The sequence below is a fragment of the Brevibacterium siliguriense genome (assembly GCF_900105315.1).
GTDB lineage: Bacteria > Actinomycetota > Actinomycetes > Actinomycetales > Brevibacteriaceae > Brevibacterium > Brevibacterium siliguriense.
Window position 1 is genome coordinate 1524692 of record NZ_LT629766.1, and the last position, 25009, is coordinate 1549700.

The window sequence follows — 25009 nt, forward strand, 5'->3', positions numbered from 1 at the left end:
CCGAGTGATGGCGGGTCGGACAGCTCCCGGACCACATTTGGTTCAAATCATCAGGACGCGTCCTGATGTGTCGCACGCAGAGTGGTCGTGGTTGTACGCGAAGTGGTCACAAGTGAACGCAAAGTGGCAGCGAGTGTACGAAATGTGGTCACTCACCGAGCGACGCCGCCCGGCGGTCGGCCCGCTGGTGAAGCCGGTCAGCGCCAGGTGATGTTCCACATGCGGTTGTTCCAGGCCGAGAACGGGATGACCTCGCCGGTGTAGATCGGCCAGAAGTAGGCGAAAGCGAGGATCGCTGCGACGAGGACGAGGCCGACGCTCAGCCGCCTGGCGAACAGCGCGGCCGAGATCCGGGCGAACCGTTGCCTGCTCGAGCGGACAAGTGCAGTGGAGTCGCCTGAGCCTGAGGAACCCGATGGGGCGGTATCAACAGAAGCCGCACCTTCAGCAGCGCGACTGCCGCCGAAGTTGCTGACAGTCTCTCCGGCCCCGCTGACCGAGCGACCGCGATCGGGCACCCGGCCCCAGACGAGGGTCAGGCAGTACGTCACTGCCAGCACCACGAAAGGCACCATGACGATCGTGTAGAAGGTGAAGATCGTCCGCTCCTGGTAGGCGAACCACGGCAGCCAGGTCGCTGCGAGGCCGGCGAGGATGACGGCCGGGCGGACGTCCCGGCGGATGATCCACACGATGAGGCAGACGAGCACAGCCACAGCGGCCAAGCCCCAGATCACGGGGTTGCCCACCGAGGTGATCGCCGAGGAGCACTTCGCGACCGTGCAGCCCATCTCGCCCTTGTCGAAGGACTCGTAGTAGAACGAGGTCGGCCTCCACTGCACGATCCAACCCCACGGATTCGACATGTACGGATGCTCCGAGTCCAGTCCGACGTGGAACGAATACGCCGTGTAATGGTAGTGCGCCAGCGACGGCAGCCAGTCCAACCACTCCGGCAGCGCACGCCACCAGCCGAAATTCTCCGCAGCCCACTGCCGATCCCACGCGCCGTCCGACCGGATCCATCCGGTCCAGCACGCCACATAGGTCACGAGTGCGATCGGCACGAGCTTGAGGAACGAAGGGATGCTGTCGCGGATGAACATGCCCAGCCACGGATGCACGACCCCGGCCCGATGACGCGAATGCACATCCCACAGGACGAGCAGAATTCCGAACGCCGCCAGCGCGTACAGACCCGACCACTTCACTCCCGTAGCCAGGCCGAGGCTGATACCCGCGGCGAAGATCCAGGGACGCACGCCGAGGCGGGGCCCGAAGTTGATCACGTCCCTGGACTTGGTCCGACGCCGACGTCGGGCTGCCGCGGTGGGTGGGGCCGCCTCGGTGACGGGGGTGGAGGACAACGACTCTCTGAGTTCGGTCGGGAAGGTTCGGGGGCCTCGTCGGGGTCGGCGGGAGCGGTGGCGGTCGCCTCGGCGAGGGAAGACGTGGTCGTCGAAGCCGCCTCTGCGGGAGTGGATGGGGACGGGGGATTCGTCGTCGATCGGGTCCAGGTGGCCAGGCGCTTCGTCACCTGCTCGCGGTCGAGGAGGATGAAGTAGAACGCGAGGAGGACGAAGGCCATGAGGACTATGTCGAGCAGGCTCGTGCGGGAGTGGACGAAGTGCTCGCCGTCGACGGCGAGCAGACCGGCCGCGACACAGGCGAAGAACGCCGAGCGGAAGAGCTTCCACGCGATGACGCCGAGGAGGAAGATCGTCAGGGTGCCGATGATCGCCACGGTGAAGCGCCACCCGAACGAATCGTCGGCACCGAAGAAGTCGATGCCCCACCCGATGAGCCATTTGCCTAAGGGAGGGTGGACGACGTATTCGGGGGCGGGTTCGATGACGCTGGGGTCGCCGGCGTTGAAGGAGTCGTCGGCCTTATCTGGCCAGGAACGTTCGTAGCCGAAGTTGAAGACCGAATAGCCGTCCTTGACGTAATAGGTTTCGTCGAAGATCAGGCGGTGCGGGAAGTTGAGGCGGAAGAGTCGCAGGGCCGCACCGATTCCGGTGATGACGAGTAGGGCGGGCCACATCCACACTGGCGCACGGGTGGCCCACATGCCGGCATGGAAGGTCTCGCGACGCATCGCAGCGGCGCCGGCTCGCACTTTTTCGCGTTTCCGCGCCAGGCGCTCGCGGGTGATGCGCCTGGCGGGGGCCGGGGAGTCTGCGGTGTGTGTCATCGAAGTCCAGTTTAGAGATCTCGGCGGGCGGGGCTCTCATGCGACCCGCAGGGAAGGGAGCGGTAGTGGAGGTGCGGACTGGCAGGGGAGGTGGGGAGCGAGGGTGTGCCGGGTGGGTTTGCGGCGGCTGCGGGGCAGGCTGGCGGCGGTCGGATGGCCGACTCTGCATGAGGTTCGGCACCTTGAGCAGGATTCTTGGGCATTCGGCAGCGTGCATCACTAGAGTAGTGGGAGACATCCGGAGTCCGAGCGAAAATGGTGCGCAACGTGTCGAACAACCCCAACTACCGCCCGAGCGATCCTCCCCAGGTCGGCTCGCAGCAGTTCAACAACAACTATGGATCCCAGCCTCAGCACGGACAGGGACAATCGGGCCAGTCCGGATCAGGAGCTGGGCAGTATGGGGCTGGTGCTGGTCAGTATGGATCCGGTGCCGGGCAGTACGGTTCCGGTGCAGGACAGTACGGGGCGGGTGCCGGGCAGTATTCGCAGGGACAGTCGTACGGACAGCAGAACGCGTACGGACAGTCCGGCGGTTACAGCCAGCCCGGCGCGTACAGCCAGCCGAACGTCTACGATGCCTACAGCCAGTCGGGTGGTTACAGCCAGCCCGGCGCTTACGACGCCTACAGCCAGCCGAGCGCGTACAGCCAGCCGATGACCTACGGCGCGCAGCCGGTATTCGTCCGGCCCGCACCCAACAAGATGGCCGTGTGGTCGATGTGGATGGGCATCGCCGGAATCGGCGGCGGATTCGTCTGCGGTCTGCTGTCGATGATTCCGTTCATCGGCGTCATCTTCAGCATCATCGCGATGCTCCTGTGGATCGCACCGGTCCTTGCCGTCATATTCGGCCATGTCGGCCTCGGCCAGATCAAACGCACCGGCGAAGAAGGCCGCGGACAGGCGATCGCCGGCCTCATCATCGGCTACGTGACCATCGCCCTGGGACTCATCATGGCGATCGTCGTGATCGGCTTCCTCGGCATCGGCTTCTTGGGCATGATGAGCAGCTACTGAGCTGCCCCGCGTGACATCGGCACTGCCCCGGGTGACCTCACACGACTGCCGAGGTCACGCGGTTTCGAGACGGTCGGGTCGCCTCGGCGAGGGGATTCTGCAACCTGTGGTGCAGGACTGCAACACGATTCGACCACCGCGCTCGCCGCACCTGGGTAGCGTTGATCTCAGACATCGGGACAGCCGTCGAGGACGGCCCGGAACAGCCCTGACGATCAACGACAGCCAGCGGAACGGACACGGACATGAACACTCGCGTACTGCCCCTCGGGAACACCTACACGGCATCGAACGGTTCGGTCCACGCTCCCGGCGCGCTCCATACGTCCGCACCGGTTCGTTCGCCCGCCTTGGTCCAGGCGCCGGCAGTGGTATCGATGCCCATGACCTACGGAAACCGGGCGCCGGTCGTCGTCTACCAGCAGGTGGCGCCGACGAATTCCTCGTCGATCGTCGCGCTGGTGCTCGGCCTCATTTCGTTCATCTCCTCGTTCTTCTTCCTCGGCATCGTCGGCATCATCTTCGGCCACATCGCCCGGTCGCAGATCAAAGCTCGAGGAGAACGCGGCAACGGAATGGCAGTGGCTGGACTGTGGCTGGGATACCTCAGCGTGCTCTTCTGGGTCGTGTTCTGGCTGATCTACTTCGGAGTCATCGCACTCGTGATCGGCACGTCCATCGCCGCCGGAAACGCAACTGTCAGCTGAGACGGCGCAACGTCGAGGAGCCCTCCCCGGCATCACACCGCAAGGTGCCCGCCCCGCCAACTGTGATTGACCTGTAACCGCCCCACCTTTTGCCGCCACCGACGACTCTGTACCGTTGAAGGCAACCACAAGGAGACTTCGCCATGAGCAGCCAGAACAACTGGAACAACCCGGACATGTACTACCAGCAGCCCCAGTCGAACTCGGGAGGCTCATACGGTGCCCAGTCCTACAGTCAGAACAGCGCCTACGCAGCCAATGCGCAGTACGCCGGCGGACCCGGTTACGTGTACCAACAGCTTCCGCCGACGAATGTGCTCGCCATCGTCGGCATGTGCGCCTCGATCTTCGGTGTCGTCTCGTCTGTCTTCATCGGCGGCATCGCCGGCATCATCATGGGCCACATCGCTCGAAAGCAGATCCGTGAACGCGGAGAACGCGGCGACGGCATGGCGATCGCAGCCCTGTGGGTGGGCTACATCGGCACCGCACTCTGGATCCTCTTCTGGGTCTTCTTCGTCCTTCTCTACCTCGGCATGTTCGCGTTGATCTTCGCGGCTGAAGGCGCTTCGTGACCGAGGATTCCTCGAATCCGAACTCTGAGTTCACCTCGGACGAGGACCTCACCGAGGCGGCCGATCCCCGAACCGACGACAACCTCACCGAGGCGACGCCGTCCGACGAATTCGACCGGACCGATGACGCGGTGCTGGGATCCGGTCCGAACGTCACCGGCGGTCGACTGATCCTGGTCGGGACCCCGATCGGCAACCTCGGTGATGCCAGCCCGCGGATGCGGGAGGCCATCGAAGCCGCCGACGTCATCGCCGCCGAGGACACGCGCCGGTTCCTGTCACTGGCGCAACGACTCGATCTCACGCATACGAAGCGGGTCATCAGCGTCTTCGATCACAACGAAGGCCACCGAGCGCCCGAACTCGTCGACAACATCGCCGCAGGTGAGACCGTCGTCCTGCTCTCCGACGCGGGGATGCCCGCCGTTTCCGATCCCGGCTACCGCGTGGTCAGGGCCTGCGCCGAGGCGGAACTTCCGATCACGTCGACGCCGGGTCCGTCCGCGGTGCTCATGGCCCTCGCGGTCTCGGGGCTGCCCAGTGACCGCTTCAGCTTCGAAGGGTTCCTGCCGCGCAAGTCCGGGCAGCGCAAGACCCTGCTGACCGAGCTCAAGGCCGAGAAGCGGACGATGGTGTTCTTCGAAAGCCCGCACCGCATCGCCGACGCGATGGACGATTTCGCCGAGATCATCGGCATCAACCGGCCGATGGCGATCAGCCGCGAACTGACGAAGACGTACGAGGAGACGCTGCGCGGGACCGTCGGATCCCTGCGCGACCTGGCCGCCGACGGACTGCGCGGGGAACTGACTCTGGTGCTCGCCGGTGCCACCGAGGTCGAAACAGCTCCGGGGGACCACCTCGGCGAGGTCAGTGCGCTGGTCGACACCGGTGTGCGCGCCAAGGATGCGGCCGGGCAGGTGGCGAAGAAGTTCGGCCTGTCGAAGCGCGACGTCTACGAGGCCTGGCTCCACCGCGAGTGACTCAGAGTCCCAGCGCTCGGGCGGACTCGTGAGTCGCTGGCCGCGAATGACGGGGCCAGGACGGAGCACCTGGCAGGTGAGCGACCTAGCGATGGCAGGTGAACCGCGTTCCGGAAGAGCGGGCACAGACGAATCCACTTACACACTGACTATGTTGAAAGTTTCGGTACGCCTTCCTCTGAAATGCACACAGAGGAAAGTGAGCAACTCAGAAGATCCCATACCGGAATCGGGATCAGTCCGCGAATATGAGGCGCACCGTTCGGGGCGACTCGACAGCCGCCCCATGTGCACAGCGCTGATGACTTCGACATTACTGCTTGTGGGCAGAGCAAAGTTTTCCACAGGGGAGGTCCCACGCGGTGACATGACCTCGGTGAAGTCGCACGATCGGCAGATGAGCCTCGAATATCTGCACAGGTACAACGTCGTCGATTACAGAACTCTCAGAGCAGTCGGGATGACCCATGCAGCGATTGCCAGCGCAGTGAACTGCTGCATGCTGAAGCTCACGCGCGGAATCTATTCGATCATTCGCGTCTGTAACCTGAAGAAGCATCGGTCGGCGATGGTATTGATCAATGATGAAGACTGGATCGAATACTTCCGTTCGACGACTGCTGCGAGTCGCTCAGGTGACCACCGGTTCGGTGAACACCTAGCCCGACTGGGAATCGTGCACTACCGCCACTTCAGGACGGAAGACGCTGTGAGCGGAGTGTCCGCGGCGATCCTCCACGAATTGCCATTGTTCAAACCAGAGCTTGAGCAGATCATAGTGTCGAATCCGACGGCATATTCGTCCAGCCCCGAGGTCATCAGGCGGAGACGACGATTCAGCGCCGAGGACCTATGCACGGTCCATGGAGTCAGAACATTCACGTCTGTCCGCGCCGGGCTGGATCTGATCGCAGACAAGGGCCCTGCAGACGGAATGGCCGCGCTGGAAGGGGGACTGCGAGCCCAGGTTGAACGAGAATCCGGCGACTCAAAGATCGGGATGAACGATCCACGGCGCATGCACGCGATCGGTCGCGAGATCGTGGATCGTGACTTCGTTCCCGCGGCAATGCGCCTGAGTCGGGGGAGGGGACGCGCTCTGCGCATCTTGACGATCATCAGTCCGCTCTCTGAGAGCTACGCTGAGAGTCGGACTTCGTTTGCCCTTCACCAGATGGGTCTGCACGACTTCACTCAGCAGTGGAACGTTGGTTATGACGGCTCGCTTCTCGCGCGGCTCGACTTTCTGCACAGGCCCACAAACACGGTTCTCGCATTCGACGGAGGCCAGAAGTATGCCGACTTCGGCGGTGAGAGACTCAAACACGAAGGCCGTCAGCAGAACGAGCTGATGAATATGGGGTTCAGAATCGTGCATCTGCAATTCCGTGACGTCACCAATCTGAATCGGTTTGAGATGAAGGTGTTCGGCCAGGCTCCGCAACTGCTGGAATTCAGAGGCAAGCCGACGCTGGGATAGGTCTGAACAGTTGATCGGCCCGGTGGGTAGCTTGTCGCGCGGTTAATAGCTCGTGCAGAAAGGAATGAATGGTGCGCTCCACTCTGAATTGCTCAATTTGTTGTTCAGGGAGCTTTTCAGAGAAATCCGTACCAAAACGGAGATTGGCTTTGAACGTGGTCTATTGGGGCTGCGCAGTGCCAGGCCGATGCCTCTTATCAGAGCCAAGAGCGGCAACAGTACTGTTTCAGGCGCGCGACATATGTGAAAACCGGACCCAGCCAATGTGGTGTCTACATTCCTATCCGACAGTATTCCCACACACTTACCGGACACCACCGGGGTGTAAAAGCCGCAACGGTTGAAAGTCCCCGGACCGGCCACCGGCAGACCTTGTACACCGCCTCGACGTGTCCCCGTGAACCCTCCCGCACCCGCCCATGCGGGCCTGCGCGGTGGTGTCCCTTAGACTGAGTTCCCTATGGGTTACTACTTGACGACAGCGATTGCCTACCCCAACGGGGCCATTCACATCGGGCATGCCTATGAGTACATTGCGGCCGACACGATCGCCCGGTTCAAGCGACTGGACAATCATGATGTCTTCTTCTGCACCGGCACGGACGAGCACGGACTGAAGATGCTGCAGGCGGCGAACAAACTCGGCATCACGCCCAAGGAGCTCGCTGACGACAACGCGAAGAACTTCCGCGACACCCAGCTCGCCCTCGGTTCTACCTTCGACCGGTTCATCCGCACCACGGACGAAGACCACTACACTGCCTCGCAGGCCATCTGGCGTAAGCTCGAAGAAGCCGGCGACATCTACCTCGACACGTACTCCGGCTGGTACTCCGTGCGCGACGAAGCCTTCTACACCGACGACGAAACCGAAGTCGTCGATGGTGTCCGCCTGTCCAAGGAGACCCGCACCGAGGTGACCTGGACGGAAGAGGAGTCCTACTTCTTCCGCCTCTCGAAGTACCAGGACAAGCTGCTCGACCTGTACAAGAACCACCCCGAGTTCATCGGCCCCGACTCCCGCCGCAACGAGATCGCCTCGTTCGTCGCCTCCGGGCTCAAGGACCTCTCGGTCTCCCGCACCACCTTCGACTGGGGTGTGCCGGTGCCCGGCAACGACAAGCACGTGATGTACGTGTGGATCGACGCCCTGACGAACTACATCACCGCCGCCGGCTTCCCGGACGACGAAGAGAAGTTCGCGAAGTGGTGGCCCGCCGACGTCCACATCATCGGCAAGGACATCATCCGCTTCCACAGCGTCTACTGGCCCGCGTTCCTCATGTCCGCCGGCATCGAACTGCCCAAGCGCGTCCACGCCCACGGCTTCCTCTTCAACTCCGGTGAGAAGATGTCGAAGTCCGTCGGCAACGTCGTCGACCCCCTCGACCTCGTCGACGCCTTCGGCCTGGACACCCTGCGCTTCTTCCTCTTCCGCGAGTTCTCCTACGGCCACGACGGCTCGTACACGAAGGACTCGATCATCACCCGCAAGAACTCCGACCTCGCCAACGAATACGGCAACCTCGCCCAGCGTTCGCTGTCGATGATCCAGAAGAACTGCGACGTCCAGGTCCCGCAGCCAGGCGTTCTCACCGAGGCGGACGAGAAGCTCCTCGCCCTCGCCCGTGCCGTACCCGACACTGCCCGACGCCACGTCGACACCCAGGCCCTCCACCTCTACGTCGAGGCCTGCTGGAAGGTGCTGTCCGAGGCCAACCGCTACTTCTCCGCTCAGGAGCCGTGGAAGCTGAAGAAGACCGATCCGGACCGCATGGCCACTGTGCTGTGGGTGACGATCGAGGTCGTGCGCATCATCTCCATCCTCATCCAGCCGGTCATGCCCGATTCCGCGGGCAAGATCCTCGACCTCCTCGGTGTGCCCGCCGGCGTCGGTGAGGCCGGTGCGAAGGTTCTGCCGACCGCCGTCGATTCCGGGTCCGGCGCCGAGGCGATGGGAGCCGTATCCGCGAGTGCGGCCATCGGTGTCGCCGCCGGTGCCGCCTATGCTTCGGCCGCCCTGGCGCCGAATGTCGCCGAGGCCGCTGCCGATGGCATGGCCGCCGCCGAGGCAGATCCCCGGTCGTTCGCGGCCGTCGAGTTCCCGCTCGAGCCGGGCACACCTCTGCCGAAGCCCGAACCTGTGTTCCCGAAGTTTGTGGAGGAGACCGAATAATGGCCTCGCGCGCCGCCGGAACCTATCCACCTGTGCCCGAACCGCTGGCTCATCCTGTCGTCGACACCCACACCCACCTCGACATCTGTACGGGTGTGCGCCTGCCGCTGGGTGCCGGAGAACCTGAACCCGAGGTGACTCCGGACTCAGACGAAGAGTTCCCGTCGTTGGACTTCTTCCATGACACCGCTGCCGAGGCGGGGGTCCGTCGCATCGTCCAGATCGGCTGCGACCTTCCGGCGGCCCGATGGACGACGACGCTCGTGGCTTCGCAATATGCCGGTGCCGCCGGGGCAGGTTCTCCCGCCGAGGCGGCCGACACCCGCACCGTGCCGACTCCTCCTTCCAGTGGGCGGACGTGGATGATCGGCGGAGCGGCCCTGCATCCGAATGAGGCTCCGCGCCTGGCCGAGCGCGGCCTGCTCGACGATGCGCTGTCCGAGATCGAATCGCTCGTGAGTTCGCACGATCGTATGCGTGTGGTGGGGGAGACCGGGCTCGACTACTTCCGCACGGCAGAGGAGGGCGTCGCCGAACAGCAGCGCTCCTTCCGCGCCCATATCGAGATCGCCAAGCGCACCGGACGTGCCCTGCAGATCCACGATCGTGAAGCACACGCGGATGTGCTGCGCATCCTCAAGGAGGAAGGCGCTCCCGAGGTCACGATCTTCCACTGCTACTCCGGTGACGAAGCGATGGCCCGCGAATGCGCGGCCGAAGGCTATTTCATGTCCTTCGCCGGCAACCTCACGTTCAAGAACGCCGACGAGCTGCGGCGGGCCGCGGCGGCCGCTCCGCTGGAGCTGCTGCTGACCGAGACCGACGCACCGTTCCTCACTCCGCACCCGCATCGCGGCAAGCCGGGAGGTCCCTACCTCACCGCGATCACGGCGCGGAAACTCGCCGAAGTGCGCGGGATGAGTGAAGAGGACCTGTGCGCTGCCGTGTGGAACAACGCGGAGCGCGCCCTCGGAAGCTGGGACTGAGACCCAGCCGGTGGAGGTCCGGTAACGACGCTCCGGCAGGTGTCGCACAGCGACCGGTGGGCTGGACTCAGCCCCACGTTCGGTGAGCGAGATAACGGGACGTGGGGCCGCCTCGGCGGGGAAATATCACGGTCGGGAATGCCCCTGAAACACGGGGAACTCCAGGTCAGACACGCCCTCAGGAAACTCACACCGTTACATTTCCGTGATATTTTGCGAACCGTGTAACGAATCGGTTACAGTGATCGGGTCGATGAAATCTGCTCAGGGATATTTTTGTGATTGATTTTCTGAAGAACCGCAAGGTTCAGATCGCTGCACAGGCGGTCGTGATCACCGGACTCGTCGGTGGCACGGGCGCAGTTGTGACTATGAACAAGCCTGTGACCTTGGAGGTCAACGGACAGGCTGAAGAGATCCGAACCTTCGGTGGAACGGTCGGGGACATCCTCGACAGCCACGAAATCGAAGTCGATAAGCGCGACCAGGTCAAGCCCGGTGTGGGCACCAAGGTCGACCGTGATATGACGATCACCGTCAACACGGCGAAGAAGGTTGCGCTGTCCGTCGATGGCAAGAAGACGAATGAATGGACCAACGCGAACACTGTGGGTCAGGCTCTGGCTGACCTCGGGGTGGACGCGAAGGGTGCCGACCTCAACGCGAAGGCCAGCCAGCGTCTGAAGGACAAGGGCAATGACATCGAGGTGACCACGGCGAAGGACCTCACCGTCGTCGCCGATGGCAAGGACCACAAGGTCTCGGCCGCTGTGGGCACCGCGAAGGAAGCGCTCAAGGACACGGGCGTCAAGCTCGACAAGGACGACTTCCTGTCCGTGCCGATGTCCGCGGAGGTCTCCGACGGCCAGGTGCTGACCGTCAACCGCGTGAAGAACGACACCGTCAAGGACAAGCAGGCCATCAAGGCCGAGGTTCAGACCAAGAAGTCCGATTCGCTCTATGAGGGCGAGACCAAGGTCGAGGCTGAAGGCAGGGACGGCGAGAAGCAGGTCACCTACAAGGTCAAGACGATCAACGGTGAAGAGGTCAAGAAGGAGAAGAAGGACGAGAAGGTCCTCTCCGAACCCAAGGCCAAGGTCGTCATCCAGGGCACCAAGAAGAAGGAAGAGCCGGCTGACACCGGCGGCTCCGACTCGGGTGACTCCGGCGATTCCGGTTCGGGCGACTCCGGTGGCTCGAGCGCCGGCGGCGGCTCCGGCTCCAGCGGTGGCACCATGAGCACCCAGGAGATCAAGGACATGCTCGGCGGACCCGGCTCCAAGTGGTATCAGGTCGTCGAATGCGAGTCGAACTTCGACCCCAAGGCGTCGAACGGCACTCACTTCGGCCTGTTCCAGTTCCTTCCGCAGACCTGGCACAACATGGGAGGCAGCGGCAACCCGGCCGACGCCAGCCCGCAGGAGCAGTTCCAGCGCGCCAAGAAGCTGCAGGCCGAAGCCGGCTGGGGTCAGTGGACCTGCGCCTGATCCGAGATCAGAGCCGCAGTCGCCGCTTGGGCACCTGATAGGCAATGAACTCTGGCCGCCATTGACAACAGATATCGACAACTGAGCTGAGGCGGTCAGCAAGGAGCGTGGGCCCCGAGGAGAGATCCTCGGGGCCCACGCTTTTTGGTGCCTGTCGGGGTCAGCGTGGAGGGGCGAGTTCCGGACGATCCGTGCTGGAAAGGGCTACGGATTCCCGCACGGATCGTCCGGAACTCGACACCGGCACCATCCCCGCGTGGCACCCAATCTGAACTTTCGCCCAGAGCATGACGAATTTCTGGCACTCAAGTTGACCGAGTGCTAAGAGCGATCTAGAGTCGAATTAGCACTAGCACTCATTGAGTGCCAGTTTCATGAGACGGTCGAATCGCTCGGCACCCGCGACGACGAGAGGTTCATGGCAGCAGCCGCCGTCTGACTCGATGAAATAGAACCCAGCGAAGGGAGAGGGCCCGATATGTCGGTCTCCATCAAGCCACTCGAAGATCGGATTGTCATCCGTCAGGTCGAAGCAGAACAGACTACCGCCAGTGGTCTGGTCATTCCCGAAACCGCCAAGGAAAAGCCTCAGGAAGGCGAAGTTGTCGCAGTGGGCCCGGGCCGCGTTGCTGACAACGGAAACCGCGTGCCGGTCGACGTCGCCGTCGGCGACAAGGTCATCTACTCCAAGTACGGAGGCACCGAAGTCAAGTACGCAGGCGAAGAGTTCCTCGTGCTCTCGGCTCGCGACGTGCTCGCAGTCATCGGCTGAATCCCCTGAACAACTACTTCACTGACAGGAGGACGAATGCCTAAATCATTGGAATTCAACGACGAAGCTCGTCGTGCACTCGAAAAGGGTGTCAACACCCTGGCCGACACCGTCAAGGTGACGCTGGGACCCAAGGGCCGCAACGTCGTGCTCGACAAGAAGTGGGGCGCTCCCACGATCACGAACGATGGTGTGACCATCGCCCGTGAGGTCGAGGTCGACGACGCTTACGAGAACCTCGGCGCACAGCTGGCCAAGGAAGTCGCCACCAAGACCAACGACATCGCCGGTGACGGAACCACCACCGCGACCGTGCTTGCTCAAGCCTTCGTCAACGAGGGACTGCGCAACGTTGCCGCAGGTGCCGCACCCGGACAGCTCAAGCGCGGCATCGAGACTGCCGTCGAGGCCGTCTCCGAGCAGCTGGGCACCATCGCCCGCGACGTCGCCGACTCCTCGGAGATCGCACACGTCGCTGGTCTGTCGGCTCAGTCGCCTGAGATCGGCAAGCTCATCGCCGATGCCTTCGACAAGGTCGGCAAGGACGGCGTCATCACGATCGATGAGTCGCAGGCCGCGTCCGTCGAACTCGAGATCACCGAAGGAATGCAGTTCGACAAGGGCTTCCTGTCGCCGCACTTCGTGACCGACGCCGATCGCCAGGAGGCTGTGCTCTCCGACGCTCTCATCCTCATCAACCAGAGCAAGATCTCCAACATCCAGGAGCTCCTGCCTGTCCTCGAGAAGGTGCAGCAGGCCGGCAAGCCGCTGTTCATCATCGCCGAGGACATCGAGGGCGAAGCTCTGTCGACCCTGGTCGTCAACAAGCTGCGCGGAATCATCAACGTCGCCGCCGTCAAGGCTCCCGGCTTCGGTGACCGCCGCAAGGCCATCCTCGAGGACCTCGCCGTCCTCACCGGTGGCCAGGTCGTCACCCCGGACATGGGCATGAAGCTCGACCAGGTCACCCTGGAAGAGCTCGGCAACGCCCGCACCATCACCGTCACCAAGGACAACACCACCATCATCGATGGTGCAGGTTCCGACGATGCTGTTGCCGGTCGTGTCGCACAGATCCGTGCCGAGGTCGAGAACACCGACTCCGACTGGGACCGCGAGAAGCTGCAGGAGCGCTTGGCCAAGCTCTCCGGCGGAGTCGCAGTCATCAAGGTCGGCGCCGCCACCGAGGTGGAGCTCAAGGAGCGTAAGCACCGCGTCGAAGACGCCGTGTCCGCTACTCGTGCCGCCATCGAAGAGGGCGTCGTCGCCGGTGGCGGATCAGCTCTGATCCACGCAGCGAAGGTCCTCGACGGCAATGACCTCGGCCTGACCGGTGACGCACTCACCGGTGCCGAGATCGTCAAGCGCGGAGTCGTCCAGCCGCTGCGCTGGATCGCCGAGAACGCCGGCCAGGACGGCTACGTCGTCGTCGCCAAGGTCCAGGACCTCGAGTCCGGCCAGGGCTACAACGCCGCCATCGACGAGTACGGCGACCTCATCGGCGCCGGAATCATCGACCCCGTCAAGGTCACCCGTTCGGCCCTGCGCAATGCCGCTTCGATCGCCGCCCTGGTTCTCACCACCGAGACTCTGGTCGTCGAGAAGAAGGAAGAGGAAGACGAGGCCTGAGCGACCCGCTCGGACGTCAGTCACCTCTGACCAACGCCAGTGGCCCGGAACATCACGTTCCGGGCCACTGCTGTATTCACCCTCGCCGAGGCGGCCAGACCGACCCGACGATCACCCGCGGTCGGTCTCGAGCTGAGTGCGGAGACGGGCGAGGTCGGCGCGGACCATGTCCGCGTCGCGGTCGAACTCGGCATCATCGACACCCGGCAGACGATAGAGGGTGAAGACCACCTCGGCGGGGGGGGGGAGGCGTCGATGGACGTCGAGAGGTGGAGCGCGTCATAGGTCATCTCTCCAGTGGATCACAACCGGGCGCAAGCGGCCAGAGCACCCGCCGCATACAGCTGGCTCACACCTACTGGCCAGTCGCTTTTCATGTTGCTGAGCGCTGATCCTCGTTAGTCTGGAAATGACAGCTTGCACCGACGCATGAGGAATCTATGACCACCGGCCCAGCGATGCCCATCGCCCGACTCCGCGACGTTTCGAAGGTCTTCGATCCGAAAGGGGCCGCGGTCACGGCTCTCAGCGGAGTCAGTCTCGACATCGCACCGGCCAAGCTGACCGCGGTGATGGGGCCCTCGGGCTCGGGGAAATCGACACTCATGCATATCCTCGCCGGACTCGACCGGCCCACCTCAGGCACGGTCCACCTCGGCGAACAGGAGATCACGAAGTTGCGCGACGACGATCTCACCGCCCTGCGTCGACGCCGGATCGGTTTCGTCTTCCAAGCGTTCAACCTCGTGCCCACGCTCACCGTCAAAGAGAACATCCGCCTGCCCTTCGAACTCGACGACCGTCGGCCGGGTGCCGACGAACGCGCCTGGATCACCACGGTCGTCCATCGACTGGGACTGGAAGACAGACTCAAACACCGACCCAATGAGCTCTCCGGCGGTCAACAGCAGCGCACCGCCATCGCCCGGGCGCTCGCAACCCGCCCCGACATCCTCTTCGCCGACGAACCGACCGGCAACCTCGATGCGAAGTCCGGTCGCGAAGTCATGGCGATCATGGTCGAAGCCGTCCGCGACTTCGGCCAATCGATCGTGCTCGTCACCCACGACCCGATCGTCGCCGCCCATGCCGACCGCGTGATCTTCATCGCCGACGGCACCCCGGTGACGGAACTGAACGACACCATCACCGCCGAAGCGATCGCCTCGACCATGCTCGACATCGACGAACGCGCCGAATCCGCGGTGAGTCGATGAACCCGCTGCGCGAGATCCGAACCAACCCGCGGCAGTTCTTTCCCAGCATCCTCGTCGTCTTCATCGCCGCCCTCTTCGGCACCGCGATCATGCAGGGCATCGCGATCCTGACCGCGTGGCTGTCGTCTGAGAAGATCATCGCCGAATCCGAGACCGCGCAGAACTTCCTCTCGATGCTCGGTGTCACCTTCTTCCTCATCGCTCTCTTCGTCTCCGCGATCGTCATCGCGAACACGTTCTCGATCATCATCGCCGGTCGCAGCCGCCAGCTGGCTCTGCTGCGCCTCATCGGGGCGTCGTCGAAACGGTTGCGCAGGGCCGCCTCGGTGGAGGGACTGATCATCTCCGTCCCCGCCGCGGTGCTCGCCTTTGCGGCGTCGACCGGTCTGGCGAGGGCGGCACAGAACTACCTGGGCAAGGCCATCACCGAGGAGGCCGCCCTCCTCACCCCGACCATGGCCGTTCCCGCGCTCGCCACAATCATCGTGACCTGGCTGTCGGCATATCTGGGCGCGCGCCGCATCACGGGGATCTCACCGATTGAGGCGACCTCGCAGGCGGTGGAGGCCCGGCCCGAGGATGCCCGCGCCTCGCTCGGCGGGCTCACCGCCTCGCTGATTCTGCTGTCCATGGGGCTGACGTTCCTCGTCAACGCCGTGATCGGGGCCGCCGATCATCGGATCAGCCTGATGAGCGTGGTGCTCACCGCATTCGGCTCGAGCCTGACCTTCCTCGGCGTCATCATCGGCCACCCGTGGATCCTGCCGCCCCTGCAGGCGGCGATCGGCTGGCTGTGCGGGCGCACCGCAGTGTCCCGGTTGGCCGCCTCGACGATCGCCCGCCATCCCACCCGGAACGCGCGCACGGTCATCGGACTCGTCATCGGCATCACGCTCATCGTCATGTTCGCCACCGCCATGACGACCTTCCGCGATCAGCTGCTGCGGTATGCCAGGTCGCTCGGCGAGGAAGGGTGGGGTGGCCTCGAGGACGCGCTGGCCACCGTCATCGACAAGTCGATGCTGTTCGCGTTGGCACTCATCCTCTTCTCCGTCATCATCGCCGTCATCGGCGTCGCGAACACACTCATGCTCTCCGTGCGTCAGCGCACTCAGGAGATCGGGCTGCTCATGGCGCTCGGCCAGACCCCGAAGCGCGTGCGTCGGATGATCACGGCCGAAGGCCTGCAGCTGAGCCTGACCGCCTGCGCGGTCGCCGTCCCGCTGGGCATCGGCTTCGGCTGGGTCGGCGCGCTGACCCTGCTCTCGCCCCTGCTCGGCCTCTTCGCACCGAGCGTGCCCTGGTCGGTCGTCATCGCCGTCATCGTCGGCACCCTCATCGCCGTGTTCGTCGCCAGCCGCGAACCTGCCCGCGCGGCCACCTCGATCAGCCCCGTCGAGGCGCTCGAAGCCGTGTGAGGCTCGGGAACCGAGGACGGTTCCGTAACTTGGCGGATCGCCTCGCCGAGGCGGCGCCGTGGTTCGCCTATCCCCGGTCAGAGGTGGCCGACGTCGATCCCCGCCGAGGCGGGACCGGGTTCCGAGACTCAGTCGAGTTCGACGACGGTTCCATTCGATCCGTCGACGCGGACTCGCTGGCCGGAGGTGAAGCGGCTCGTCGCGTCGCGAACGGCCATGACTGCGGGCAGTCCGAGTTCACGAGCGGTGACCGCACCGTGCGAGAGTGCCCCGCCGCTTTCGGTGATCACACCGCCGGCCTGGTAGAACAGCGCCGTCCATGCCGGGTTCGTGGTGCGAGCGACGAGGATCGCACCATCGGGGAACGAGGAGAAGTCAGCGGGGGAGTGGACGACGAAGACCTCACCTTCGACGGTCCCCGGGCTGCCCGCAGTGCCGCTGATGTGATCGGTGTCGGAGTCGACTGCAGCTGTTGCTCTGCCGTACTCCCACTCGGGCGTGCGTTCGACCGCGGCCTGGTAGGCTGCTTTGTTCTGCGCGGCGATCTCGGTGAGACTCGTCAGAGCATGTCCTGTTCCCGTGGAGCCTGTGGCCGTGCTCGTTGAGGTGCCAGCGGCGGCGTCGGTGGTGTCCGCCTCGCGGTTCGCGGCGTCGGCTCGGATCGCCGTGTCGAGATGCTCGAAGTCGATGAAGTACACATCTGAGGCTTCGTCGAGGACACCGGCGTCGACGAGCCTGCCGCCGAGTTCCCGCAGTGCCCGACGCATTGGCAGAGTCAGCCGTGTCGTCTGATAGTGCTCGAGGTCATCGAGTGCCGTGTAGGTCCGGGCCAGGCGGATGACTTCTTGGACGAGGTATCGCAGCTTCTCCGGCGCCGCGTTGACCACGGCGAGTTCGGTTTCCGCCTGGATGACCTTGCGCTCCATGTCCGTCATCGGCGCTGCGCCCGCGCCCGATTTCGGCGCGCCGTCTCCTGCCCCGTTCGGACCGCCCTCGGCGTCCGACGCCTTCGCCTCTGCCTCGGCCACGGTCCGGGCGGCGAGGAGTCGGATCTGGTCGAGCACGATGTGCGGAGCCTCGACCCACGTCGGATAATAGGCGTCGAAGTCGAGTTCACGGTGTCCATGCTGTGCGAGGAACCGGTCGAAGACAGCCTTGAACTGCGGGAATCTCTCCAGCTCCGAGACTCCGGCCTCTCCATGGTGGGCCTCGAGTGCGGCGAGCAGATCGGCATCGGCGGCCACAAGCTGCGACAGTTCGCGCAGTTCGGCGTTGACCTGGGACGTCTTCGTCTCCGTCGACGCCATGAGGCGTTCGAACACGACCTGTGCCTGATCCTCGTCGAGAGCGAGCGAGAGCATGTGCTGCAGGGCCGCATAAAGCGTGCCCTGCGTCAGCGAGATCGCGATGTTCGGTCGGAAGTACTCGGTTCCGAGGTCACTGATCGCAATGACGTGATCCCACACCTGCCCCAGCGTCTTCTCCTCCAGGGGTTCGTGCGAAAGCCTGCCGATCCCGATGAGATAAGTGTCGAGGTCACGCATCCACTGCACCGGCAGCTCCTGCACCCACCCGAACTGCTGGGCGATCTGCGGCAGCGATTCGGTGATCGCCTCGACGCTGGAGAGCATGGCCGTCGGCAGTCGCCCGGCATAGAGGTCGACCGCGGTCTGATTGCCGTAGATGTAGAAATCGCGCATGACGAACCACTTGTCGTCGAACGGCGGCAGCCCCATGAGGTCGAAGCTGTGGTTGAGCGAATGATGGAACCCGGCCTCCACAAGGTCCCAGGTCAGCGGAGTGACCGGAGTGGGGAACCGCTCCGCGGATTCGTCGCGGGTCCATCGCGGAGCCACCCGCGTGATCGGCCGCGACTGCAGCAGGTAGAGATCACCGTCGTGCAGAGCCCATTCGATGTCCTGCGCGAACCCGAAATGGTTCTCCGCAGCCACCGCAAGCTCGGCGACCGCCCGCGTCTGCTCTGCCGTCAGAGCCGGGCGCGTCCGCTGTTCCTCGCCGAGATCGACGACCGTCGTCCGCGCGTCATCCCCCACGCCGAGGCGGCCGTCACCCCGACCGTCCCCCTCGCCGAGGCGGTCGCCACCCTCACCGAGGCGGTCGCCCCCGTCGCCAAAGCCAGTGCTGAGGCCGTCGCCAGCGCCGCGCATGATCAGTGCGGTGGGCTTCTCGGCGATCTCTGCGGCGACCTGATCGCCGGAATCGCGGTGAACCCGGAATTCGTCGACGGGGTCCTCCCCGCCGACGACCGTTTCGCCGAGTCCGAAGGCCGCATTGATGAGCACCTCATCGGTGTTGCCGCGCACCGGATCGACGGAGAACGCGACTCCAGCGGCTTCATCGGCGCCGACGGAGACCATGAGCTGAACGACCACGGCCATCTTCGCCTCGAGTTGATCGACGCCGAGCTGCCGGCGGTAGCGGAAGGCGTGCTCGTTCCACAGGGAGGCATAGCAGTCACGCACCGCCTCGGCGATGGCGGCGGTCCCGCGCACACCGAGGTAGGTGTCGTGCTGTCCGGCGAATGCGGCACCCGGCAGGTCTTCCATCGTGCCCGAGGACCGCACGGCCACGGCATGCCCGGTCAGGCCCGCCTCGGCGACGGCTTCGTCGAATTCGGACAGCCATGCTGCGGGAATCGGGGTGGCGCGGATGAAGTCGGCGATCGCCTCGGCGGGGGAGTCGGTGCCGATGAGCTCGGTGATCCGTGATTGGAGCGGCGCGATGAACTGGGAATAGGCGTCGGCGGTGACGATGAAGCCGCCGGGAACGGGCAGGTTCTGCGCGGACTTCGCCAGGCTGGCGCCTTTGCCGCCGCTGCGTGCCAGCTCGGTGGCGAGGGGATCGGTGAAGCGGAGTGTGAGGCTCATTGGGGCTCCTTCGGATCTGAGGTTCACGACGCTGTTCCGCGGGTGTGGTGCGGATCGTCGAGGGTGGTGCGATTGCGGGATCGGTGCGGTTGATGGCTGGCTGGGGTTCACAGCCGGATGCGGCGGACTCCCAGCAGCAGCCAGCCGAGCACCCCACTGACGACACCCGCGCCGATGACCGCGGGCCAGAAGAACGCCGCGATTATCAGCACCGGTACCCAGACCATAACTGCTGCGAAGCCCACGAGGATGCGAAAGAATGTGACAGTATTGCGACCGTCCGCGCGTGACCCGGCGATCGCCGCGGCCACGAGGATCGGCGCGAAGAGCCACAGAGCCAAGAATCCGAGACACCGGATGACCGGATAGGCCCGCGGCGTCGCTGGCACATTCGCCGAGGTGGGGCCGCCGTCCGTGCGATCCGCCGTTGCGGACCGATCGCCGTCGGGAACTGCCGATCCGGCCGCGTTCTGCAGATCCAGAAACGCCCGCGCATAGCTCGCCTCGCCGCCCGAAGTCTTCCGCGCCCGATCGAGGGCACAGGCTTCGACGGCGGTGAACGTCGCCTCGTCCGGGCAGTTCACTGAGACCGCGTCGAGGGCCGATCCCATTGCCGAGGCGACCGCCGCCTCCCATTCCTTGTCCTCCCGGCCATCGCGGTCGGGAACCGTGACTGCAGGACCGCGGACCACCTCGGCGCGGGAGCGGAACCGGTCAGGGGTCGAATAGAACAGGCCCAGGGGGATGACCTCGACGTTGATGCCGCCGTCGATGAGGGCGCACGCTATCCGGGCGGCACCGGGCTTGTACGGCTGCGGACTGTGGCCCCACTCGCTGCTGGCCTCGGGAAAGATGCCGAGGTCGCCGCCTCGGCGCAGGTGGGCGAGTCCGGCCTCGACGGGGTTGGCCACGGAGGCGGGATCGAGTCCGTAGCGCTCGACGTCTTTCGGGCGGACGACGGGGATGCCGGCTATGAAGAGGCGGAGGAACCAGTGGCGCAGCAGCTGGATCGAGACGAGGAACTGGGCGTGCGGGAACGCCGCGAGCACCTGGTGGCCGTCGATCGCGCCGTTGCGGTGGCTGGCGATGATGAGGCGCGGGCGCCGGGCGGGACCTCCACCGGGCGCGGAAGGAGAGTCAGCGGATGCGGCGGGATGGTCGGCACCTGAGGCGGGGGCCGCCTCGGCGGGAGATGATGCCGACCTCGGCGACTGGGAGTCCGGGTTCTTGCTGAGGTCGAGCACGCGGATGCGGCCGAAGTACACGGTGCGCATTGCCGCGTTGATGATCCGGTGACGCAGGCTCAGTGAGGCATCGCTCATGTCACCAGTCCACCACAGGTTCGGGTGGGATGGGAGCGTCCTCGGCGACTGCCCATGACTTCCGCAATCCAGGGAGTGCCCTCGGCCGTCGTCAGCCGGCAGCCAACTCGCTGCGGAGCTTGTGCTTGAGCAGTTTGCCCGAAGGGTTGCGCGGCAGTTCATTGATGGTGAGGACTTCGCGCGGCAGCTTATAGCGGGCCAGCTTGTCGGCGAGGAAGTCTCGCAGCTCTTCGACACCGAAGTCCTCACCATCGGTGGTCGTGATGAAGGCGACGACCTGTTCGCCCCACTGCGGATCGGGCTTCGCAACGACTGCGACGTCGGCGACCCGCTCGTGGGCGATGATGGCCTCTTCGACCTCGAGGGAGAATACGTTCTCGCCGCCGACGATGATGACGTCCTTCGACCGGTCGACGATATAGAGGTAGCCGTCCTCATCGAGCCGGGCGAGATCACCGGTCTTGTACCATTCTCCCTCGAAGGCCGCCTCGGTGGCTTGGGAATTGCCGAGGTATTCGCGCATCCGGGTGTCACCAGCGAACCAGATCTCTCCGGTCTCCCCAGGGCCCGCCTCGGTGCCGTCGGCCTTGACCACGCGCATGGCATTGCCGAGCATGGCGTGCCGGCCGACGGATCCGGCTTTGCGCAGCTGATCCTCGGGACCGAGGAGGCATCCGGTCGGACCCATTTCGGACATGCCGAAGAGATTGTAGAACTGGTTCGTGCCATAGGCCTCGATGAGCATGGCGGCCGTCGAGCGGTCGATGGGGCGCCGCCGTAGTTCCACCGCCGAATGGATGAGAAGTCGAAGTCGGAGAAGTCGATGCCGAGCTTTTTCGCGGTCATGATCGGAGCGACATAGGCGACGGTGGGTCCGAAGAATGTCGTGATCTGCTCCGTCGCGATGATCTGCATCGACTCTACCGGGTGATACGCCCGCTGGAGGACGACGGTTCCGCCCATCTGGATGGTCGGGATGAGCGCGATATTCAGCGGCGCTGAGTGCCAGATCGGCATGCAGATGAGGTATCGGTCATCGCTTTGGTAGCCCATGTTGAGATTGATGAGCGTACCGACCTGGAAGATGCTGCGATGCGAATGCACACATCCTTTCGGCGAGCTCGTGGTGCCCGAGGTGTAAAGGATCTGCGCGACGTGCTCATCGGTGAAGCTGCCGGGCTCGGCCTCGGCAGCGGCATCGAGCCGGGCGTCGAAGCTGCCCGGAGCGCTGGGTTCGGTCTCCAGCCAGGTGATGTCCGGTGCCCCGGCTCGCGCGACCTCGGCGAGTTCGGTGCTGACGATGCCGAGCTTCGCTCCCGAGTGCTCGATCGTGTACTTGACCTCTGGAGCTTGGAACTTGTGGTTGACCGGCACCACCGTGGCACCGTGATACCAAGCGCCGAACGCTGCGAAGACGAAACCCGGAACGTTCAATGTCATGATGCCCACGGCGTCGCCGGGGCGGATTCCGTTGTCGGCGAGCACCTGTGCGGCCTTGAGTGCCCGGTGCCGCAGCTCGGCGTAGGTGAAGCGCTGATCCTCATAGACCACAGCCTCTTTGTCCGGGGTTCGCAGGGCAGTGGTGTCGAGCATGGTTCCAAGCTTCATTGCTTCTCCTTGTGACGGATGTCATACTGATAACAATTGAACCACGATTCATTTCTTTGGGGAAGTGACTTCTCCACAGGCGATGACAAGCGGAGGGTTCCGACGGTTTCCGGGCGATCCGTGGGCGACCATTCGACGAACCGAGGTGAGAATGGCTTATCGCGAGACGAGACGAACCCGGGCCAACGCCGAGGCGCGCCGGGCCGGCATCGAGCGTGCCACCCGTCATGTCATCGCCCGTGGGGGATTCGCCGCGGCGAGTGTGGCCGCGGTCGCCGCCGAGGCCGACTGCAGCGCCGGGTCGATCTACACGTATTTCAGCAACCGTGACGAGCTGCTGCGGCTGGTCTTCGCTCAGGCCGCCGGTCACGAATTGGACGTCATCGCCGGCACCGTCGCCGAGGCGGCCACCGCCTCCGAGGTCGCGGAGTCGACTGTCGAAGTCTTCGTTCGGCGCGCCGTGGCCGGTCGCAGGCTCGCCCATGCCCTGCTGTTCGAAGAGGTTCCCGAACCTGTCCAGAGCGAGCGACTGCGGCTGCGTCGCGGTTATGTCGCCGCCATCGCGGCAGCCCTGGACCGGGTGGGCGGCACGCAGATCCCCGCCGAGGTGGTCGCCCGGTCGATCGTCGGAAGCGTCGGAGAGAACCTCGTCGACATCCTCGACCCGGCCACCCCGATTCCGAGTCCGACGGAGATCGCGACTCTCATCAAGGCACTGACCACGTTCACCCGATCCGCATTAGGAGAACCATGACCACGACACCCGACACCGCCGCGAAAACTGCGGTCACTCACTTCGCAGGGCCCGCTTCGGAACCGTCGTCCCCGCGGACGACGCATTTGGTGTTCAACCAAGCGCCGCCTCGGCGTGATATCAACGAATTCGCGCTGAATACGGCACTGAAGGATGCGCTCGCCCACTATGCGCCGAGCGCCTCTCACGACGAACTCGAACGTATCGGAGCGCTCGTCGGCAGTGCGGACTTCATCAACGACGCCCGCCTGGCCAACGTCCACGGACCCGTGCTGCGCACCCACGACGACTGGGGCAACCGCATCGACGAAATCGAATTCCACCCGGCCTACCACCGGATCATCGGCGACGCGCTCGACGCGGAAGCGCACTCGTACGCCTGGACTCATCCCGGGCCGGGGGCCAATGTCGAACGTGCCGTGCGGTTCATGCTCTTCTCCCAGATCGAACCCGGTCACGCCTGCCCGGTGTCGATGACGCACGCGGTCGTGCCGTCCCTGCGCGCCGACCCCGCGCTTGCCGACTTCTGGGAGCCGCGTGCTGCCGCCGCCGGCTACGATCCGCGGCGGATCGACCCGGCGATGAAGTCGGCCGTGACCTTCGGCATGGCCATGACGGAGAAACAAGGTGGATCGGACATCCGCGCGAACACCACGTACGCGGTTGTGTTCGGCGACCACTACCTCATCACCGGCCACAAATGGTTCTGTTCGGCTCCGCAGTCCGACGCATTCCTCGTCATCGCCCAACTCGATGAGGGCCCGAGCTGCTTCGTCGTACCCCGTGTTCTGCCTGGCGGAGAACGGAATACGTTCCGGATCCAGCGGCTCAAGGACAAGCTCGGGAACAAGTCCAATGCCTCCTCGGAGGTCGAGTTCGACGCCACACACGGATGGCTTCTCGGTCAGCCGGGCAAGGGCGTGCGCACGATCATCGAGATGGTGGCCCAGACTCGCCTCGACTGTGTTCTCGGTTCGGCCGCGGGGATGCGCCAATGCGTCGCCGAAGCGGCCTGGCATGCCCGTGGGCGCGCGGCGTTCGGTGCCACGCTCATCGACCAGCCGCTCATGCGTGCTGTCATCGCCGACCTCCAGCTCGAGGCCGAAGCGGCTGCCTATACGGCGCTGCACCTGGCTGCCACGTACGACGATGACAGCGCCGAGTCGGCCGACTTCCGCCGTCTGGCGACGGCCGTCGCCAAATACTGGATCTGCAAACGCGGACCCGAGCATGCCTACGAGGCGCTCGAATGCCTCGGCGGCAACGGCTACACCGAGTCCTTCCCCCTGGCCCGCCGCTACCGGGAGCAGCCGGTGATGGCGGTGTGGGAAGGCTCCGGCAACGTCATCGTCCTCGATGTGCTGCGCGCCCTTGGCCGCGAACCGCGGAGTGCCAAGACGTTCCTCGGCTTCCTCGAGACCGGATTGGGCAAGCACGCGGACTTCGATGCGGCCTATGAGTCGCTGTCCCGGTCTCTGCAGGATGCGGTGCAGGACCTGGATGCCGGGGATGCGGCCGCACAGGCGAAGTTGCAGGTGCGTGGACGAGTGCTGGTGGAGAAGATGGCGCTGCTCATGCAGGCGGCGATCCTCTTCGAATCCGCCCCCGACGAGGTGGCGGCCAGCTTTGCCGCGGCCCGGCTCGGTGCCGACCGGGGCCGCGAATACGGCGCCCTGCCGGATGGAGTCGACATCGACTTCCTCATCAACCGGGCGTGAGCGGCAACGCGCGGCGAAGCGCATTGACCGTAGCGCATTCGTTCCAGGTTTCGGTATAGGTTTCTCTGAATTACA

Annotated in this window: 19 protein-coding genes and 1 pseudogene; 14 read left to right on the top strand and 6 right to left on the bottom strand. The window is 64.6% G+C overall.

The genetic code is table 11. The annotated features are described in order from the left end of the window. Window positions 1-197 precede the first annotated feature (197 nt). On the bottom strand, window positions 198-1289 hold the full coding sequence (locus BLU88_RS06660) for a dolichyl-phosphate-mannose--protein mannosyltransferase (RefSeq protein WP_231939651.1): 1092 nt from the start codon (window positions 1287-1289) through the stop codon (window positions 198-200). Continuing rightward, complete coding sequence (locus BLU88_RS06665; RefSeq protein ID WP_092011558.1) at window positions 1286-2194, bottom strand: phospholipid carrier-dependent glycosyltransferase; 909 nt, start codon at window positions 2192-2194, stop codon at window positions 1286-1288. Before BLU88_RS06665 ends, BLU88_RS06660 begins: the two co-directional genes overlap by 4 nt. Before the next feature lie 267 nt (window positions 2195-2461). Here BLU88_RS06665 and BLU88_RS06670 point away from each other — a divergent pair, with 267 nt between their 5' ends. The 12 genes from BLU88_RS06670 to BLU88_RS06730 all read left to right on the top strand — a co-directional run bounded on the left by BLU88_RS06670 (window position 2462) and on the right by BLU88_RS06730 (window position 16644). After that, window positions 2462-3214: a DUF4190 domain-containing protein gene (locus tag BLU88_RS06670; RefSeq protein WP_231939652.1), complete on the top strand. Its 753-nt coding sequence runs from the start codon at window positions 2462-2464 to the stop codon at window positions 3212-3214. Between the two features lie 245 nt (window positions 3215-3459). Then, on the top strand, window positions 3460-3921 hold the full coding sequence (locus BLU88_RS06675) for a DUF4190 domain-containing protein (RefSeq protein WP_092011563.1): 462 nt from the start codon (window positions 3460-3462) through the stop codon (window positions 3919-3921). Window positions 3922-4064: 143 nt separating this feature from the next. Next, window positions 4065-4496, top strand: a complete 432-nt coding sequence (locus tag BLU88_RS06680; protein WP_092011566.1) for a DUF4190 domain-containing protein — start codon at window positions 4065-4067, stop codon at window positions 4494-4496. 131 nt (window positions 4497-4627) lie between these two features. Then, window positions 4628-5479 (top strand): 16S rRNA (cytidine(1402)-2'-O)-methyltransferase, encoded by an 852-nt coding sequence (gene rsmI / locus BLU88_RS06685; protein WP_092017258.1) that lies wholly within the window; start codon window positions 4628-4630, stop codon window positions 5477-5479. A gap of 397 nt (window positions 5480-5876) precedes the next feature. Beyond that, window positions 5877-6959, top strand: a complete 1083-nt coding sequence (locus tag BLU88_RS06690) for a hypothetical protein (protein ID WP_157689013.1) — start codon at window positions 5877-5879, stop codon at window positions 6957-6959. A 460-nt stretch (window positions 6960-7419) separates the two neighbouring features. After that, window positions 7420-9135, top strand: a complete 1716-nt coding sequence (metG, locus tag BLU88_RS06695) for a methionine--tRNA ligase (protein WP_092011572.1) — start codon at window positions 7420-7422, stop codon at window positions 9133-9135. Beyond that, a complete protein-coding gene (locus tag BLU88_RS06700; protein ID WP_092011576.1) occupies window positions 9135-10121 on the top strand; it encodes a TatD family hydrolase in 987 nt (328 codons plus the stop codon). Before metG ends, BLU88_RS06700 begins: the two co-directional genes overlap by 1 nt. Before the next feature lie 278 nt (window positions 10122-10399). After that, a complete protein-coding gene (locus tag BLU88_RS06705; protein WP_092011579.1) occupies window positions 10400-11608 on the top strand; it encodes a resuscitation-promoting factor in 1209 nt (402 codons plus the stop codon). A gap of 478 nt (window positions 11609-12086) precedes the next feature. After that, window positions 12087-12380, top strand: a complete 294-nt coding sequence (gene groES / locus BLU88_RS06710) for a co-chaperone GroES (protein ID WP_039209993.1) — start codon at window positions 12087-12089, stop codon at window positions 12378-12380. A gap of 36 nt (window positions 12381-12416) precedes the next feature. Continuing rightward, complete coding sequence (gene groL / locus BLU88_RS06715) at window positions 12417-14009, top strand: chaperonin GroEL (RefSeq protein ID WP_092011582.1); 1593 nt, start codon at window positions 12417-12419, stop codon at window positions 14007-14009. A gap of 440 nt (window positions 14010-14449) precedes the next feature. Continuing rightward, entirely contained in the window at window positions 14450-15226 is a 777-nt protein-coding gene (locus BLU88_RS06725; protein WP_092011585.1) for an ABC transporter ATP-binding protein, read from the top strand. Beyond that, complete coding sequence (locus tag BLU88_RS06730) at window positions 15223-16644, top strand: FtsX-like permease family protein (protein ID WP_092011588.1); 1422 nt, start codon at window positions 15223-15225, stop codon at window positions 16642-16644. The genes BLU88_RS06725 and BLU88_RS06730 overlap by 4 nt, the downstream gene beginning before the upstream one ends. A gap of 128 nt (window positions 16645-16772) precedes the next feature. Here BLU88_RS06730 and BLU88_RS06735 read toward each other — a convergent pair whose 3' ends face one another. The 4 genes and pseudogenes from BLU88_RS06735 to BLU88_RS18595 form a co-directional block, all read right to left on the bottom strand. Beyond that, on the bottom strand, window positions 16773-19532 hold the full coding sequence (locus tag BLU88_RS06735) for a PEP/pyruvate-binding domain-containing protein (protein WP_092011591.1): 2760 nt from the start codon (window positions 19530-19532) through the stop codon (window positions 16773-16775). A 107-nt stretch (window positions 19533-19639) separates the two neighbouring features. After that, a complete protein-coding gene (locus BLU88_RS06740; RefSeq protein WP_092011594.1) occupies window positions 19640-20854 on the bottom strand; it encodes a lysophospholipid acyltransferase family protein in 1215 nt (404 codons plus the stop codon). A gap of 91 nt (window positions 20855-20945) precedes the next feature. Further along, the gene (locus tag BLU88_RS19130; RefSeq protein ID WP_407922851.1) at window positions 20946-21377 is read right to left on the bottom strand and encodes a class I adenylate-forming enzyme family protein; all 432 of its coding nucleotides are present in this window, start codon (window positions 21375-21377) and stop codon (window positions 20946-20948) included. A 45-nt stretch (window positions 21378-21422) separates the two neighbouring features. Next, window positions 21423-22462: pseudogene (locus BLU88_RS18595) on the bottom strand (class I adenylate-forming enzyme family protein); the annotation flags it as partial. Between the two features lie 151 nt (window positions 22463-22613). Here BLU88_RS18595 and BLU88_RS06750 point away from each other — a divergent pair. Beyond that, window positions 22614-23216 (top strand): TetR/AcrR family transcriptional regulator, encoded by a 603-nt coding sequence (locus BLU88_RS06750; RefSeq protein WP_157689014.1) that lies wholly within the window; start codon window positions 22614-22616, stop codon window positions 23214-23216. Then, window positions 23213-24934, top strand: a complete 1722-nt coding sequence (locus BLU88_RS06755; RefSeq protein WP_092011600.1) for an acyl-CoA dehydrogenase family protein — start codon at window positions 23213-23215, stop codon at window positions 24932-24934. Before BLU88_RS06750 ends, BLU88_RS06755 begins: the two co-directional genes overlap by 4 nt. The last annotated feature ends 75 nt before the right edge of the window (window positions 24935-25009 follow it).